A 14,993-nucleotide genomic window follows, 5' to 3' on the forward strand; every position below is an offset into this window, starting at 1 on the left:
CCGGTCGCGTCGGTTCCGCTACGACATCAGCGGCAGCAGACCCCCGATGTCCGCCCGCTCCCCGCTCGCGCTCACCGCGGCCTCCGCCAGGGCGTCCCGCCAGCCCACGCGGCCGGTGGCGAGACGGATCCAGGTCAGCGGGTCGGTCTCGACGACGCTCGGCGGGGTGCCACGGGTGTGCCGCGGACCCTCGACGCACTGCACCACGGCGTACGGCGGCACGCGCACCTCGGTGGAGCCGCCGGGCGCCTTCGCGGCGAGGGCGTCGGCGAGCAGCCGGGTGGCGGCGGCCAGGGCCTGGCGGTCGTACGGCACGTCCAGGCCGGGCACGGCGGCGTTGAGGTCGTCGGTGTGGACGACGAGTTCGACGGTGCGGGTGACGAGGTAGTCGTCCAGGGGCAGCGCGCCCGCGTTGGTCGCGAGCAGCCGGCTGCCGGGGTGTTCGGCGAGCAGCGTGCGCAGGGACGCGTCGACGTCGGCGAGATAGGCGTCGAGGTCGGGGTGTTCGGCGGCGAGGCCCCGGGTGAACGCGTCGATGGCGGGGGCACTGGCCGCGGTGGCGAAGGGCCACTGCACGACCGTCACGTCCTGCCGGGGCGGGGCCGGGTGGTCGAGGGCGCGGTGCACGGCGGTGACCGCCATGCCGATGTGCGCGATCAGGTCCCGTACGGTCCACCCGTCGAGCCGGGTGGGCAGGGCGAGTTGCCCGGGGTCGAGACCGCGGGCCGCCTCCCGCACGTGTCCGAGCTGGCCGAGGACGGCGGCGCGGGTCCTGGCGGAGTCGTAGGTGCGGGCGCGCTTCTGGGCGGGAGGCATGGCGGTGAGCCTATGCCGTGCCCGCCCACGATTCATTCACAATGTTTCTAGAGCGTTTTTCTAGAATGACATTTCGGACGGCTCTAGGCTGGCCGCCATGACACCACGCTTCACCACCACGCCCCGGTTAGCCCGTCGGTCCGTGCTGAAGGCCGGACTGGGCATGGGCATCGCCCTGTCCGGCACGGGACTCGTCACCGCCGCTCCCGCCACGGCCGCTGCCGCCGGGCAGAACGGCACCCCGCTGTGCGACAACCCCGGTGACTCGGCGAGCGGGCAGGGACTCGGCTCCGGTGACCTGTGCATCCCGTACCACCGGGAACACGACGACACCTGGGGCTATGTCTTCGGCGACTCGTGGCGCGGCATCCAGCAGACCGGCGAGTACATCGGCTCCCCGGTGATCCTGAACCAGGACCGCTTCGACGCCTCCGGCGCCGCCCCGATCTCCTTCACCTGGGCCATGCCGACCGGCGGCCGGGCGGGCCAGCTGTTCGACTACACGCACCGCGCGGACAACGGGTACGGCTTCGAGATCAGCCGGATCCCCAACGACTGCATCGAGTTCGGCGGCCGCACCTACCTCCAGTACACCTCGGTCCACACCTGGGGCGGTCCGGACGACCCGCAGTGGGTGGACGGCCACGACGGCTCCCTGATGTCAGGGGTCGCCTACTCCGACGACTACGGCGTGACCTGGACCGACTACGACTACCACTGGGACGGCGACCACCGGGGCATCAACCAGAACATGTACGGCATGTGGTCGTTCGCGGGCATCGACCCCGACGGCTGGCTGTACATCTACTCCAAGCACTGGAACGGCACGCACAGGAACTCGGCCGACGGCGGGGCGATCCAGCTGTTCCGGTACCGCCCCGACGACTTCCGCGCGGGCCGCTTCGACCTGCAGCAGAACTGGGCCTACGTGAACGGCTCCTGGACCTGGACCGACGCCTCGACCCCGCCCTCGGTGATCCTCTCCGGCAACAACACCGGTGAGTTCTCGGTCAAGCGGATCGGCGACACGTACTGCATGAGCTACTTCGACGTGGTCCTGGGCACGATCTTCACGCGCAACGCGCCCCGCCCGGACGCCCCGTGGAGCGTGCCGGTCCCGCGGATCACCGGCTTGCAGGTGCCGAACCTCTACGGCGGCTACATCCACCCCGGCAGCGCGGGCGCGAACTCGCTGACGCTGATCGTGTCGCAGTGGAACGGCACGCAGAACGCCCCGCCCTACTGGGTGCGGCAGTTCGACGGCATCCCCGCGTGAGCATGCCCGTCCGGGCCCGGTCGCAGGGGAGCCGGGCCCGGACGGGCGACGCGGGGTCTACGCCAGCAGCGCCGGGATCGTCTCCTCGTGCGCCGTGCGCAGCTCGGCCAGCGACAGCTCGAACTCGCCCTGGATCTCCACCGATTCCCCGTCCACGACACCGATGCGCGTGGCCGGCAGCCCCCGGGCGCCGCACATGTCGTTGAAGCGGACCTCCTCCGAGCGCGGGACGGCCACGACGGCGCGGCCGGCCGACTCGGAGAACAGGAAGGTGAAGGCGTCCAGGCCGTCGGGTACGACCAGTCGCGCGCCCTTGCCGCCCAGCAGGGCGGACTCGACCACGGCCTGGACCAGACCGCCGTCGGACAGGTCGTGCGCGGAGTCGATCATGCCGTCGCGGGAGGCGGAGATCAGGATCTCGCCCAGCAGCCGCTCACGCTCCAGGTCGACCTGCGGGGGCAGACCGCCGAGGTGGTCGTGGACCACCTGGGACCAGGCCGAGCCGCCGAACTCCTCACGGGTGTCGCCGAGGAGGTAGATCAGCTGGCCCTCCTCCTGGAAGGCGACCGGGGTGCGGCGGGCCACGTCGTCGATCACGCCGAGGACGGCGACGACCGGCGTCGGGTGGATGGCCGCCTCGCCCGTCTGGTTGTAGAGCGAGACGTTGCCGCCGGTCACGGGCGTGCCCAGCTGCTTGCAGCCGTCCGCCAGACCGCGCACGGCCTCCGCGAACTGCCACATCACCGCCGGGTCCTCGGGCGAGCCGAAGTTCAGGCAGTCGGAGACGGCCAGCGGCTTGGCACCCGTGGTGGCGACGTTCCGGTACGCCTCGGCCAGCGCCAGCTGCGCGCCCGTGTACGGGTCGAGCTTGGCGTAGCGGCCGTTGCCGTCGGTGGCGATGGCGACACCGAGGCCGCTCTCCTCGTCCACCCGGATCATGCCCGAGTCCTCGGGCTGGGCCAGCACCGTGTTGCCCTGCACGAAGTGGTCGTACTGCTGGGTGATCCACTTCTTGGAGGCCTGGTTCGGGGACGCGACCAGCTTCAGGACCTGGGCCTTCAGCTCGTCCGACGTGGCGGGCCGGGGCAGCTTGTTCGCGTCGTCGGCCTGGAGGGCGTCCTGCCAGTCCGGGCGGGCGTACGGGCGCTCGTAGACCGGGCCGTCGTGCGCGACCGTGCGCGGGTCGACGTCCACGATCTTGCCGCCGTGCCAGAAGATCTCCAGCCGGTCGCCGTCGGTCACCTCACCGATGACGGTGGCGATGACGTCCCACTTCTCGCAGATCTCCAGGAAGCGGTCGACCTTCTCCGGCTCGACCACCGCACACATGCGTTCCTGCGACTCGCTCATGAGGATCTCCTCGGGCGAGAGCGTCGAGTCGCGCAGCGGTACGTCGTCCAGGGTGACGGTCATGCCGCCGGAGCCGTTGGAGGCCAGCTCGGACGTGGCACAGGACAGGCCCGCCGCGCCGAGGTCCTGGATGCCGACGACCAGCTTCTCCCGGAAGGCCTCCAGGGTGCACTCGATGAGGAGCTTCTCCTGGAAGGGGTCGCCGACCTGGACGGCGGGACGCTTCGACGGCTTGGCGTCGTCGAAGGTCTCCGAGGCCAGGATCGAGGCGCCGCCGATGCCGTCGCCGCCGGTCCGGGCGCCGTACAGGATGACCTTGTTGCCCGCGCCGGAGGCCTTGGCGAGGTGGATGTCCTCGTGCCGCATCACGCCGATGGCACCGGCGTTGACCAGCGGGTTGCCCTGGTAGCAGGCGTCGAAGACGACCTCGCCGCCGATGTTGGGCAGGCCCAGGCAGTTGCCGTAGCCGCCGATGCCGGCGACGACGCCCGGCAGGACGCGCTTGGTGTCGGGGTGGTCGGCCGCGCCGAAACGCAGCGGGTCGACCACGGCGACCGGGCGGGCGCCCATCGCGATGATGTCGCGCACGATGCCGCCGACACCCGTGGCCGCGCCCTGGTAGGGCTCGACGTAGGAGGGGTGGTTGTGCGACTCGACCTTGAAGGTGACCGCGTACCCCTGGCCGACGTCCACCACGCCCGCGTTCTCGCCGATGCCGACGAGCAGCGCGTCGCTCTCGGGCGCCTTCTCGCCGAACTGGCGCAGGTGGACCTTGGAGGACTTGTACGAGCAGTGCTCGGACCACATGACCGAGTACATGGCGAGCTCGGCGCCGGTCGGGCGGCGGCCGAGGATCTCCACCACCCGCTCGTACTCGTCCTTCTTCAGGCCGAGTTCGGCCCAGGGCAGCTCGACGTCGGGGGTCGCGGCCGCGTGCTCGACCGTGTCCAGAGGCGTCCGGCTCATGCGTTGACCAGCTTCTTGAGGATCGAGGTGAAGAAGGGGAGGCCGTCGGTGCGGCCCGTGCCGACGAGCGGCTCGACGGCGTGCTCGGGGTGCGGCATCAGGCCGACGACGTTTCCGGCCTCGTTGGTGATGCCGGCGATGTCCCGCAGCGACCCGTTCGGGTTGAAGTCCACGTAGCGGAAGACGACCCGGCCCTCCGCCTCCAGCTTGTCGAGCGTGTACGCGTCGGCGACGTACCGGCCGTCCATGTTCTTCAGCGGGATGTGGATCTCCTGGCCCGTGCGGTAGTCGCCGGTCCAGGCGGTCTCCGCGTTCTCCACCCGCAGCTTCTGGTCGCGGCAGATGAAGTGGAGGTGGTCGTTGCCGAGCATCGCGCCCGGAAGGAGATGGGCCTCGGTGAGGACCTGGAAGCCGTTGCAGATGCCGAGGACCGGCAGGCCGGCCTTCGCCTGTTCGATGACGGACTCCATCACCGGCGAGAACCGGGAGATGGCACCGGCCCGCAGATAGTCGCCGTAGGAGAAGCCGCCGGGCAGCACCACGGCGTCGACCTGGTGCAGGTCCTTGTCCTTGTGCCACAGGGCGACGGGCTCGGCGCCCGCGAGGCGGATCGCGCGCTGGGTGTCCCGGTCGTCCAGGCTGCCGGGGAAAGTGACGACGCCAATACGAGCGGTCACTTCGCCGCCTCCGCGACTTCCGCGGCCTCTTCCACCTTGACGGTGAAGTCCTCGATCACGGTGTTGGCGAGGAAGGATTCCGCAAGATCGTGGATGCGGGCGAGCGCGGCCTCGTCGACCGGCCCGTCAACTTCCAGTTCGAAACGCTTTCCCTGACGTACGTCCGAGATCCCTTCGAAACCCAGGCGCGGCAGCGCACGCTGGACCGCCTGGCCCTGGGGGTCGAGGATCTCCGGCTTGAGCATGACGTCGACGACGACGCGTGCCACTGGCACTCCCGGTGTGTGGTGCTGAGCAGGTTCCTTCAGACTACCCGCACAAAATTTCTACGCGAGTAGAGTTGGAGGAAAGTACGTGAGGCGCATCACGATCGGGTGTCGAAGCCGTGCGGTCGCGAAAAGTTCTGGGAAAGTTCCACAGTCCGCCCGGTCCGCCTATTGCACTGGGACACGCAGACGGATTTAGTCGGGCTTCACTTTGCATTGCCGGGCACTGTACAAATGAATTGGCAATAGCCGATACTCGGCATGTCATCGGCGTTGAGCTGTTATGACGTGCCGCACGAAGGGACCGATATTCGTGGCGCAAAAGGTCGTGGTCACGCTCTTTGACGACATCGACGGCTCGGAAGCGGCGGAAACGATCGCCTTCGGACTCGACGGCAAGTCGTACGAGATCGACCTCAACGCATCCAACGCCAAGAAACTGCGCAAGGCGCTCGCGCCCTACGTCGAGGCCGGCCGCAAGCGGTCACGGTCCGGCAAGGCGTACAAGCAGACGGAGGTCGCCCCCGACCCGGCGGCCGTCCGCGCCTGGGCCCAGGCCAACAAGATGGACGTACCGGCCCGCGGGCGCATCCCCAAGAAGGTGTACGAGGCCTTCAGCGCCGCGCAGTGAGCCCGCGAAGGGGCAGCCCCCAGGGTCCGTCAGCGGGCCCTGGGGGCTGTGCACTTGGGTGGCGGCGGGCCGCCGCGGGGGGCTCTGGGGAGCCGACTTGCGCAACCCCCCCGTTGATCAGCTAATGTCTGGAGCACGCCGAGGGGCGAGGCCGAAAGGCCGGAACCCCGAGGATCTTGCGGGTGTAGTTCAGTAGTAGAACATCCCCCTTCCAGGGGGAAGGCGCAGTGTGCGATTCCTGTCACCCGCTCTGGCACCGGTCACGACCACTCTTGTGGATCAGGTAGGCTGGTGCTCGCACCGATCGGTGGGAGCCGGTCGGGGGCAGTGCGGACGTAGCTCAGTTGGTAGAGCGCAACCTTGCCAAGGTTGAGGTCGCGAGTTCGAGCCTCGTCGTCCGCTCGGTAATGAGACCCCGGTCCTTCTGGACCGGGGTCTTTTCGTTGCCCGCCGATCTGCCTTCTGACATTTGTCATGCGGGGTGATGACACCGCGCACTGCCGAACCGCTCCGGCCGCCGGGACGCTGAGGGCATGGACTACGACGAACACGAACACGTGATTGAGGTCGCCGATCTCACACGCGTCTACGGGGGCGGGTTCGAGGCCGTACGCGGAATCTCCTTCTCCGTGGCACGCGGGGAGATCTTCGCCCTGCTGGGGACCAACGGCGCGGGCAAGACCTCGACGGTCGAACTGCTGGAAGGACTCGCGGCACCCGCCGCGGGCCGGATCCGGATCCTCGGCCACGATCCCTACCGCGAACGGGCCGCCGTACGGCCGCGCACCGGGGTGATGCTCCAGGAGGGCGGCTTCCCGGCCGAGCTGACCGTCGCCGAGACCGCCCGCATGTGGGCCGGGTGCACGAGCGGGGCCCGGCCGGAGGCCGAGGTGCTGGCGCTGGTCGGGCTCACCGACAAGCACGCGGTGCGGGTCAAGCAGCTCTCCGGCGGTGAGCGCAGACGGCTGGACCTCGCGCTGGCGCTGCTCAACGACCCCGAGGTGCTCTTCCTCGACGAGCCGACGACCGGGCTCGACGCGGAAGGGCGCCGGGACACCTGGGAGTTGGTGCGCGCACTGCGCGACACGGGCACGACCGTGCTGCTCACCACGCACTACCTGGAGGAGGCCGAGGGCCTCGCCGACCGGCTCGCCATCCTGCACGAGGGCCGGATCGCCGTCTCCGGGACCCCGGCCGAGGTGACCGCCGGCCGGCCCTCCCGGATGTCCTTCGAGCTGCCCCAGGGCTACTTTCTCGGCGACCTGCCGCCGCTCGCCGAACTCGGCGTCAGCGGCCATGAGGTGGAGGGCAGGGTCGTACGGCTGCGGACGGCCGAACTCCAGCTGACGGCGACCCGGGTGCTGACCTGGGCCGAGCGGGCCGGGGTCGAACTGCGGGCCCTGGACGTGCGCTCCGCCTCGCTGGAGGAGGCGTTCCTCGGGATCGCGCGTGAGCAGACACAGGGGCGGGCGCAGGCGCAGGCCCAGGGGGTGGCGGCATGAGCACGCTTCAGGTCACGGGCACACCGGCACGCGGGGCGTCCCGGACGACGGCCGTAGGGCGGCTGCGGGCGCTGGGCCGGGCGGAGCTGGCGCTGCTCGCCCGCAACCGGGGTGTCGTGTTCACGGCGCTGTCCGTGCCGCTGCTGCTGCCGTTCAGCGTGCGGCCGGCGCTCGACCACGTCGACCTGAAGAAGCAGGGCCTGACCGTCGGCACGACCATGCTGACGGCCGCGATCGGCTTCTCCTTCCTCTTCGCCGTCTACACCTCCCTGGTCAACGCCTACGTCGCCCGCCGCGAGGAACTCGTCCTCAAGCGGCTGCGCACCGGTGAGCTCTCCGACGCCGAGATCCTCGCCGGCACCGCGCTGCCCGCCGTCGGCATCGGGCTCGCCCAGGCGGTCGTGGTGTCCGCCGCGTGCGCCGCGCTGCTGCACACCGGCGCGCCCAAGGCGCCGTACCTGCTGCTGCCGGGCGTGCTGGCCGGGTTCGTGATCGGTGCCGGGCTCGCCGCGCTCACCGCGGGCTTCACCCGGACCGTGGAGAGCGGGCAGGTCACCGCGCTGCCGCTGATGTTCGTGTCGATGCTCGGCTCCGGGATCATGTTCCCGACCGAGGTCATGCCGCAACGGCTCGCCTCCGTCTGCGAGTTGCTCCCGCTGTCCGCACCGATCCGGCTCGTCCGGGGCGGCTGGAGCGGCCAGTTGAGCGGGTACGAGGCCCTCGGCGCCCTGGGGACCGCGCTGGCCTGGGCGATCGTGGCGGTGTTTGCTGGACGCCGGTGGTTCCGCTGGGAGCCGCGGCGGTGAGGTACAAGGCGTGACGGGGGGATCCGGGGATGAGAGGGCCACGCGGCTGGTGGCGGGGCAAGAGCCGACCGCAGCAGGTGGAGACGTACACACGCTGGTCGTTCTACTTCTTCTCCGTCGTGGAGATCACCGGCATGAGCGGGCCCCTGAGCGGGAAGATCCCGCCGTGGCTCGCGGGCTGGCTGCTCGCGATGATCGTCGGGCACGCGGTGGTGACCACGGTGACCTCCGCCAAGGCCCTGGACTGGACCCGCGGCCGTCGGGCCCGGCCGGTGCGGGCCCTGTGGGCGCTGGGCACCGTCACCGTCGTCCTGGCGGTGACCGTCCTCGCGGTGCACCAGTACGGGCCGGTCGGCCGGGGCACCGGACAGGCCGTCGGCACGGTCTACGGCGGTCTGATGTCCTGGGGCGGGGGCCTGCTGACGCTCGGTTTCCGCGGCCGGCGGCAGATGCTCGCGATCGTCTCCGGCTTCGCCGTCGGCGCCGGAGTGCTGTCCCTGCCGCTGGGCGCCGCCTGGCCCATCGCGGTGGTCACGGCGTTCCTGGTGTTCCTGTCCGCCGGATTCCTCGCCGTCACCTGCCTCTTCTCCGTGTGGCTGCTCGACTCCGTGTACGAGCTGGACGAGGCCCGCGAGACCCGGGCCCGGCTCGCCGTCGCCGAGGAGCGGCTGCGGTTCGGGCGGGACCTGCACGACGTCCTCGGGCGGAATCTGTCCGTGATCTCGCTGAAGAGCGAGCTGGCCGTCCAGCTCGCCCGGCGCGGACGGCCGGAGGCGGTGGAGCAGATGATCGAGGTGCAGCGCGTCGCGCAGGAGTCCCAGCGCGAGGTGCGGGCCGTCGTCCGCGGCTATCGCGAGGCCGACCTCGGCGCCGAACTGGTGGGCGCACAGGGCGTGTTGGCGGCCGCCGGGATCGACTGCGAGGTCGGCGACCGGACCGCGGGGCTGCCCGCCGAGGTGCAGTCGGTGCTCGGCTGGGTGGTGCGCGAGGCGACCACCAACGTGCTGCGGCACGGCGATGCGCGCCGGTGCGAGGTGGGGCTGCGGGTGCGGGAGCGGCGTGTGGTGCTGACGGTGGAGAACGACGGAGTGGCCGGAACCCCTCACGGGGGTGGGGGTTCCGGTCTCGCCGGGCTGCGCGAGCGGCTGGCCGCCGTCGGCGGCACGCTCCGGGCCGGGCGCGTCGGCGAGGACCGGTTCCGGCTGGCGGCCGAGGTGCCGCTGACACAGGAGACGAGAGAAGTGAGCGGAGTCACGTTGTGAGCAGTCCGGTACGGCTGTTGCTCGCCGACGACGAGCATCTGATCCGGGGCGCCCTGGCCGCGCTGCTGTCGCTGGAGGACGATCTCCTCGTCGTCGCGGAGGCGGCGACCGGACCCGAGGCCCTCGCCATGGCCCGGGCCCACACACCCGACGTGGCCGTACTGGATCTCCAGATGCCGGGCGCCGACGGTGTGAGGGTCGCCACATCCCTGCGCGCCGAACTGCCCGGCTGCCAGGTGCTGATCGTCACCGGCCACGGCCGCCCCGGCCATCTGAAACGGGCGCTCGCGGCCGGTGTGCGCGGGTTCGTCCCGAAGACCGTCAGCGCCCAGCGGCTCGCCGAGATCATCCGCACCGTGCACGCCGGAAACCGCTACGTGGACCCGGAGTTGGCCGCCGACGCGATCTCCGCCGGGGACTCCCCGCTGACCGCGCGGGAGGCCGAGGTGCTGGAGCTGGCGGCCGACGGGGCGCCGGTCGCGGAGATCGCCGAGCGGGCCGCACTGTCCCCCGGGACCGTGCGGAACTACCTCTCCTCGGCCGTCACCAAGCTCGGCGCCGAGAACCGTCATGCGGCAGTGCGTCTCGCACGCGAGCGAGGTTGGGTATAGTTGCTCTCGCGCCACGGCGCACTGCGGACGTAGCTCAGTTGGTAGAGCGCAACCTTGCCAAGGTTGAGGTCGCGAGTTCGAGCCTCGTCGTCCGCTCCATGAAGAAGGCCCCCGGTTCTCCGGGGGCCTTTTCGCGTGACGGCCGTTACGACCAGGTGTGACCCGTCAGCCGCTCGTACGCCTCCACGTACTTCTGCCGGGTCCGCTCGACGACCTCGGCCGGCAGCGGCGGCGGGGGCTGCTCGCTCCTGCGGTCCCAGCCGGACTCCGCCGAGGTCAGCCAGTCGCGCACGAACTGCTTGTCGTACGACGGCTGGGCACGGCCCGGCTGCCAGGTGTCGGCCGGCCAGAAGCGGGAGGAGTCCGGGGTGAGGACCTCGTCGGCGAGGACCAGGGTGTCGCCGTCGAAGCCGAACTCGAACTTGGTGTCGGCCAGGATGATCCCGCGGTCGCGGGCGATGTCCCGGGCGCGGGAGTACACGGCGAGGGTGGCCTGGCGCAGCTGGGCCGCGGTCTCGGCGCCGACCTGACGGGCGACCTCCTCGTAGGAGACGTTCTCGTCGTGCTCGCCGACCTCGGCCTTGGCGGCCGGGGTGAAGATCGGGGCCGGCAGTTCCGAGCCGTCGACAAGGCCCTCGGGCAGGGCGAGGCCGCAGACCGTACGGGACTCGTCGTACTCCAGCAGGCCCGAGCCGGTGAGGTAGCCGCGCGCCACGCACTCGACCGGGACCATCTTCAGCTGCTTGCAGACCAGGGTGCGGCCCGCCCAGTCGGCCGGGGCGCCCGCGGGCAGCTCGGTGCTGAGGACGTGGTGGGGGGCGAGGTCGCGGAGCTGGTCGAACCACCACAGGGAGAGCTGGGTGAGGACGCGGCCCTTGTCGGGGATCTCGGTGGGCAGCACCCAGTCGTAGGCGGACATGCGGTCACTGGCGACCATCACGAGGTCGCCCGCCTCGTTCTGGTACAGCTCGCGCACCTTGCCGGTGTGCAGGTGCACCAGGCCCGGAACCTGAATCGGCTCGGGCTTTTCTACGAATCCGGACACGGTTCCTCCCCGTGGTTCTGTCCAAGTGCCTCGATTCTCCCGTATGGGGTGGTCCACCGCGTTCGGGGGGTCGGTCGCGGGGTCGGCATGCCGGTCGGCCGGGTCAGTCGCGTTTGCAGATGCGGTCCAGAAGGTTCGCCGTGGCGCGCTGGATGCGGGGGTCCACATGGCCGGGGCGGTCCAGGGCCGGGGACCAGGCGAAGGTGCCGGAGGCGAAGACCCAGGCGCCGGAGGGGGCGCGGTACAGGGAGGTCTCCTGGTGGCGCAGGGCGCCGTCGTTGTCGGTGTAGGGGGAGTGGGCGAGCAGGATGCGCTCGTCGCACTCGGGCAGCGGGGTGCGCGGGAAGTACCGGTCGGCCTCGCCGGCGACCAGGCCGTCGATCTCGTCGCCCTCGTGCGCGCCGGTCGCCTCCCACAGCCAGTGCCCGGCGTTGCGGACGACCAGCGGGGCGGGCTCGGGCACCCGGCCCGCGTACTGGATGCCGACGAGCTGCTGCTCGGGCCGGTCGATCTCCCGCCACAGCACCGGTTTTCCGGGGCCCTTGCGCTTGCGGCAGGTCAGCAGCCGGTCCGGGTCGCCGGACGGGGACGGGCCCAACTCGACCTGCCAGTACATGGTGTTGGCGGACAGGAAGACCAGCGAGGTGCCCCGGTCCCGGGCGTCCTCGACGGCCCGGCGCATCGCCGCCGACCAGTACTCGTCGTGGCCCGGGAAGACCAGGCCCCGGTAGCGGGTGGGGTCGACGCGGCCGGCGTGCAGATCGCGGGCGTCTGCGTAGGCGAGGTCGTAGCCGTAGCGCTCGGCCCAGCGGATGAAGTCGTAGGCGTGGCCGACGTGGAGCGGGAGACCGGCGCCCGCGAAGGGGCGGTCGAAGGAGACCGTGGTCGCCGCGTCGGCCTCGCCGAGGAGGCGGCCCTTCTCGTCCCAGGCGTGGTACAGGCTCGCGCCGGTGTGGCCGTCCTCCGGGTAGAGGTTGTACGCCTGCCAGGTGATGTCCGGCAGCAGCAGGAGCAGGTCGGCGGGGTGGTCGTCGCGGACCGTGAACGGCACGTGGGAGCGGTAGCCGTCGGCGGTGGTCAGGACGGCCACATAGGCGCCGATGTGCCAGTGGACGGGCACCTGGAGGCGCCAGGAGAGCCACCAGTGGTGGCAGGAGACCGTGCGGTCGGCGGTCAGCGGGGCGGGCTGGACGATGCCGGACAGCCGGGGGCTGGTGGTGATCTTGGCGGCGCCGTCGCCGCCGTAGTGGCCGATCCGGTAGATGTCGACGCTGAACTCCTGGGGCGGGTCGACCGTGATGCGGAAGTCGATCGCCTCGCCGGGCGCGACCGCGCCGGTGGAGGTGAAGCCCTTGATCTGACGGTGCACGTCGTCGGCGGAGCGCGGGCCGCCGGGGGAGGTGCGCGGCGCGGGGACGCGCGCGGCCCCCGTGGTGTGCTGCTGGGTGGTGGCGTCGACGTACCAGGGCACGACGTGACCTGTGTCGTCGAAGTACGTCTCACTGCCGCGCAGCCAGGGCACCGGGCCCTGGCCGAACGGGTCCGTGACGGCGTGCGCGAGCGCTCCGGACTCCCAGCGACGAATATGGTCCGAGGCCATGATCGCTCCCCTCCCTCAGGTCCCCCGTGTCGGCCCTGTCTCGGTGGTGCTCGCTGTGCTCGGTGTGCTCGATCGTGCTCAGTGGAGCTCGCTGTGCTCGGCCGTGCTGTCGTATGTCGCACGCCTTTGCCAGGTGCGTGGTCGCTCCCAGCACATCACATAACGCACGCGCTCGGTCACTGGTCGTCGCGAATTGACCTGAAGTGGAAGTCAGCGCTCCCATTGGACGCCCGTCGGACGAGGTCCGTCAGACGAGCCGTACGGGCTTTTCCGGACGTATTCCGGTCGCGGCCAGCCAGTCGCGCAGCGGGCCCGGGTCCCCCTCCTCGATGAGGCTGAGCACCTTGGGCGTGAGATCGGCGGCCCGCTCGCCGTCCAGCAGCAGGGAGGGGCCGTCCAGCCAGTCCAGGGCCGGGGCCGCGCCGGCGGTGTCGACGGCCGCGCAGCACACCATCGCCGTGACGTGGTCGGCGAGGAGGTCGCGGCCGCTGCGCGGGGGCTGGAGCGGGAAGAGCGGCAGGGCGCCGTCGTCCCACAGCGCGCTCTCCGGGCTGCCGCCCGCGGGGCTCGCCCCGCTCGGCGCGACGGCCTCCTCCCGGGCCAGCTCCGCGCTCAGCCGGGCGGCGAGGGCGGCGCTGCGCTCCGTGCCGCCCTCGGCGTCGTCGGCCTCCGGAAGCTCGTCGGCCGCGCGGGGAGCGGCCCGGTGGGGCAGCGCGTCGGCGGGCTCGGCGAGGTGGTCCAGAACGCGGGCCAGGGTGGGGCCGCAGGGGCCGGGAGCCGCGGGGTCGACCGGGGGGCGCACGCCGAGCGAGTCCAGGACGCGGTGCAGCCGGGCCGCCTCGGCGCGCCAGGTGCGGTCCACGACCTCCTCCGGATACGCCTGCCAGTCCACCGGCGCCCAGTCGGGGCCGGTCTCGGCGGGACCGCCGTGGAACAGACGGGCGGCGAGCAGCGAGGCGGCCTCGTCCACCGTGCCGGGCTCCTCCAGCAGGTCGCAGGCGGGGCGCTCGCCGAGCCGGGAGGCGAAGCCCTCGGCCAGCCGGTCGCGCCGGGACAGCTCGGTGAGCGCCGCGACCACGCCCGCGTCCAGCCGGGCGGGCCAGCGGCCCATGCGCCAGGCGGGCAGCGCGACCCGGGTCAGCAGCCGGTCCCAGCCCGCGTAGGCGAGGCCGACCTGCTCCTGGGCGACGATCCTGAGGCCGTAGTCGACCGCCTGGGCGCGCTCGGCCGCGGCTGCCGCGACCCCGCGCTCCATCTGCGTCGCGTGCTCCCGGCAGCCGCTCAGCAGCAGCCGGGCCACCCAGCCGAGCGCCGCGCACGCCGGCCGGGCCAGCGGGCCGCGGCCGGGCGCCGAGGCGACCGCGAGCGCCGCGTCCAGCCCGCGTACGAAGCGGCGGGCGGCCGCTATGTCGGGGTGCGCCGAAGGGCCCGTACCGGCGACGACGGGGGCGAGGACCGCGCGCAGCTCGCCAACGCGCATCCACCACAGGAACGGGGAGCCGATCACGAGGACCGGCGCGACCGGCGTACGACGCTGGGGCGGGGAGCCGGGGGGTCCGCCTATCTCGTCGGGCGCGGAGCGGGCCGGCGGGCCGTGCGCCGCGTGCGTGCGGTCCTCCAGCCAGCTGTCGCAGTCCGGGGTGAGCGCGACGGCCGAGGGGGCCGGCACGTCCAGCCGGTCGGCGAGGTCGCGCACCAGCCGGTACAGGTCCGGGGCGGACGTCTCCGGGATCGCCACCGTGGGCGTCATGGCGGGGCGGGCGCGGGCCACGACCAGGGCGATGCCGGCGGCGGCCACCAGCACCAGCAGGGCGAGCGCGCTCACCGCCACCCGGGCGGCGTCCCAGCCGGGGCCGACCAGGTGGCCCGTGGAGCCGCCGGTCAGCAGGATCACCGCGGCGCCCGCGGGCAGCAGGGCCGCGGCCAGTGCCCGGCCCCGGACCCGCAGGACCGCGAGGGCCCGGGAGCGCGCGGCCTCCGCGCCCACTTCCACACCGATTCCGCTCACGTGCCGACCTCACCCCCTCGCTGCCGTTGCCGTGCTTGCCTGGTGGTGCTCACTCCCCCACTGTGGCACCCGCCACTGACATCGCAATGCCGGTGGGCCATGTGCCGGAACGCTTGCGCGGCACCCTAGTTGGGGCCTCGGCCCCCGTCAGCCGTATAGACGATTGCTCACTCGATG

Annotated in this window: 13 protein-coding genes and 3 tRNA genes; 9 read left to right on the plus strand and 7 right to left on the minus strand. The window is 71.9% G+C overall.

What is annotated here, in order from left to right:
* Positions 1-18: 18 nt before the first annotated feature.
* Positions 19-816 (minus strand): maleylpyruvate isomerase family mycothiol-dependent enzyme, encoded by a 798-nt coding sequence (locus AC4OXY_RS25150; protein WP_491991108.1) that lies wholly within the window; start codon positions 814-816, stop codon positions 19-21.
* A 97-nt stretch (positions 817-913) separates the two neighbouring features.
* Here AC4OXY_RS25150 and AC4OXY_RS25155 point away from each other — a divergent pair, with 97 nt between their 5' ends.
* Positions 914-2,092: a glycoside hydrolase family 183 protein gene (locus tag AC4OXY_RS25155; RefSeq protein ID WP_491991109.1), complete on the plus strand. Its 1,179-nt coding sequence runs from the start codon at positions 914-916 to the stop codon at positions 2,090-2,092.
* 57 nt (positions 2,093-2,149) lie between these two features.
* Here AC4OXY_RS25155 and purL read toward each other — a convergent pair whose 3' ends face one another.
* The 3 genes from purL to purS are packed head-to-tail and all read right to left on the minus strand — an operon-like array spanning position 2,150 to position 5,354.
* The gene (purL, locus tag AC4OXY_RS25160; RefSeq protein ID WP_356029926.1) at positions 2,150-4,408 is read right to left on the minus strand and encodes a phosphoribosylformylglycinamidine synthase subunit PurL; all 2,259 of its coding nucleotides are present in this window, start codon (positions 4,406-4,408) and stop codon (positions 2,150-2,152) included.
* The gene (gene purQ / locus AC4OXY_RS25165; protein ID WP_491991110.1) at positions 4,405-5,085 is read right to left on the minus strand and encodes a phosphoribosylformylglycinamidine synthase subunit PurQ; all 681 of its coding nucleotides are present in this window, start codon (positions 5,083-5,085) and stop codon (positions 4,405-4,407) included. Before purQ ends, purL begins: the two co-directional genes overlap by 4 nt.
* On the minus strand, positions 5,082-5,354 hold the full coding sequence (gene purS / locus AC4OXY_RS25170; protein ID WP_067056252.1) for a phosphoribosylformylglycinamidine synthase subunit PurS: 273 nt from the start codon (positions 5,352-5,354) through the stop codon (positions 5,082-5,084). Before purS ends, purQ begins: the two co-directional genes overlap by 4 nt.
* Positions 5,355-5,664: 310 nt before the next feature.
* Here purS and AC4OXY_RS25175 point away from each other — a divergent pair, with 310 nt between their 5' ends.
* From AC4OXY_RS25175 to AC4OXY_RS25210, 8 genes are all read left to right on the plus strand, one after another.
* Positions 5,665-5,982 carry a histone-like nucleoid-structuring protein Lsr2 gene (locus AC4OXY_RS25175; protein WP_067056255.1) on the plus strand — a complete coding sequence of 106 codons (318 nt, stop codon included), beginning with the start codon at positions 5,665-5,667 and terminating at the stop codon, positions 5,980-5,982.
* Positions 5,983-6,160: 178 nt separating this feature from the next.
* A tRNA-Gly gene (locus AC4OXY_RS25180) sits at positions 6,161-6,232 on the plus strand.
* Positions 6,233-6,311: 79 nt separating this feature from the next.
* A tRNA-Gly gene (locus AC4OXY_RS25185) sits at positions 6,312-6,384 on the plus strand.
* 131 nt (positions 6,385-6,515) lie between these two features.
* Complete coding sequence (locus AC4OXY_RS25190) at positions 6,516-7,484, plus strand: ABC transporter ATP-binding protein (protein ID WP_356029924.1); 969 nt, start codon at positions 6,516-6,518, stop codon at positions 7,482-7,484.
* Positions 7,481-8,290, plus strand: coding sequence for an ABC transporter permease (locus AC4OXY_RS25195; RefSeq protein WP_491991111.1), 810 nt, complete (start codon positions 7,481-7,483; stop codon positions 8,288-8,290). Before AC4OXY_RS25190 ends, AC4OXY_RS25195 begins: the two co-directional genes overlap by 4 nt.
* A gap of 29 nt (positions 8,291-8,319) precedes the next feature.
* On the plus strand, positions 8,320-9,552 hold the full coding sequence (locus AC4OXY_RS25200) for a sensor histidine kinase (protein WP_491991112.1): 1,233 nt from the start codon (positions 8,320-8,322) through the stop codon (positions 9,550-9,552).
* A complete protein-coding gene (locus tag AC4OXY_RS25205) occupies positions 9,549-10,163 on the plus strand; it encodes a response regulator (RefSeq protein ID WP_356029921.1) in 615 nt (204 codons plus the stop codon). The genes AC4OXY_RS25200 and AC4OXY_RS25205 overlap by 4 nt, the downstream gene beginning before the upstream one ends.
* A gap of 23 nt (positions 10,164-10,186) precedes the next feature.
* Positions 10,187-10,262, plus strand: a tRNA-Gly gene (locus AC4OXY_RS25210).
* Between the two features lie 46 nt (positions 10,263-10,308).
* Here the strand turns inward: AC4OXY_RS25210 and AC4OXY_RS25215 are convergent.
* The 3 genes from AC4OXY_RS25215 to AC4OXY_RS25225 all read right to left on the minus strand — a co-directional run bounded on the left by AC4OXY_RS25215 (position 10,309) and on the right by AC4OXY_RS25225 (position 14,816).
* Positions 10,309-11,208 (minus strand): phosphoribosylaminoimidazolesuccinocarboxamide synthase, encoded by a 900-nt coding sequence (locus AC4OXY_RS25215; RefSeq protein ID WP_356029920.1) that lies wholly within the window; start codon positions 11,206-11,208, stop codon positions 10,309-10,311.
* A 103-nt stretch (positions 11,209-11,311) separates the two neighbouring features.
* Positions 11,312-12,808: a N,N-dimethylformamidase beta subunit family domain-containing protein gene (locus tag AC4OXY_RS25220; protein WP_356029919.1), complete on the minus strand. Its 1,497-nt coding sequence runs from the start codon at positions 12,806-12,808 to the stop codon at positions 11,312-11,314.
* 247 nt (positions 12,809-13,055) lie between these two features.
* A complete protein-coding gene (locus tag AC4OXY_RS25225) occupies positions 13,056-14,816 on the minus strand; it encodes a M48 family metalloprotease (protein ID WP_356029918.1) in 1,761 nt (586 codons plus the stop codon).
* Between the last annotated feature and the right edge of the window lie 177 nt (positions 14,817-14,993).

The sequence above is a fragment of the Streptomyces sp. HUAS MG56 genome, from assembly GCF_058673395.1.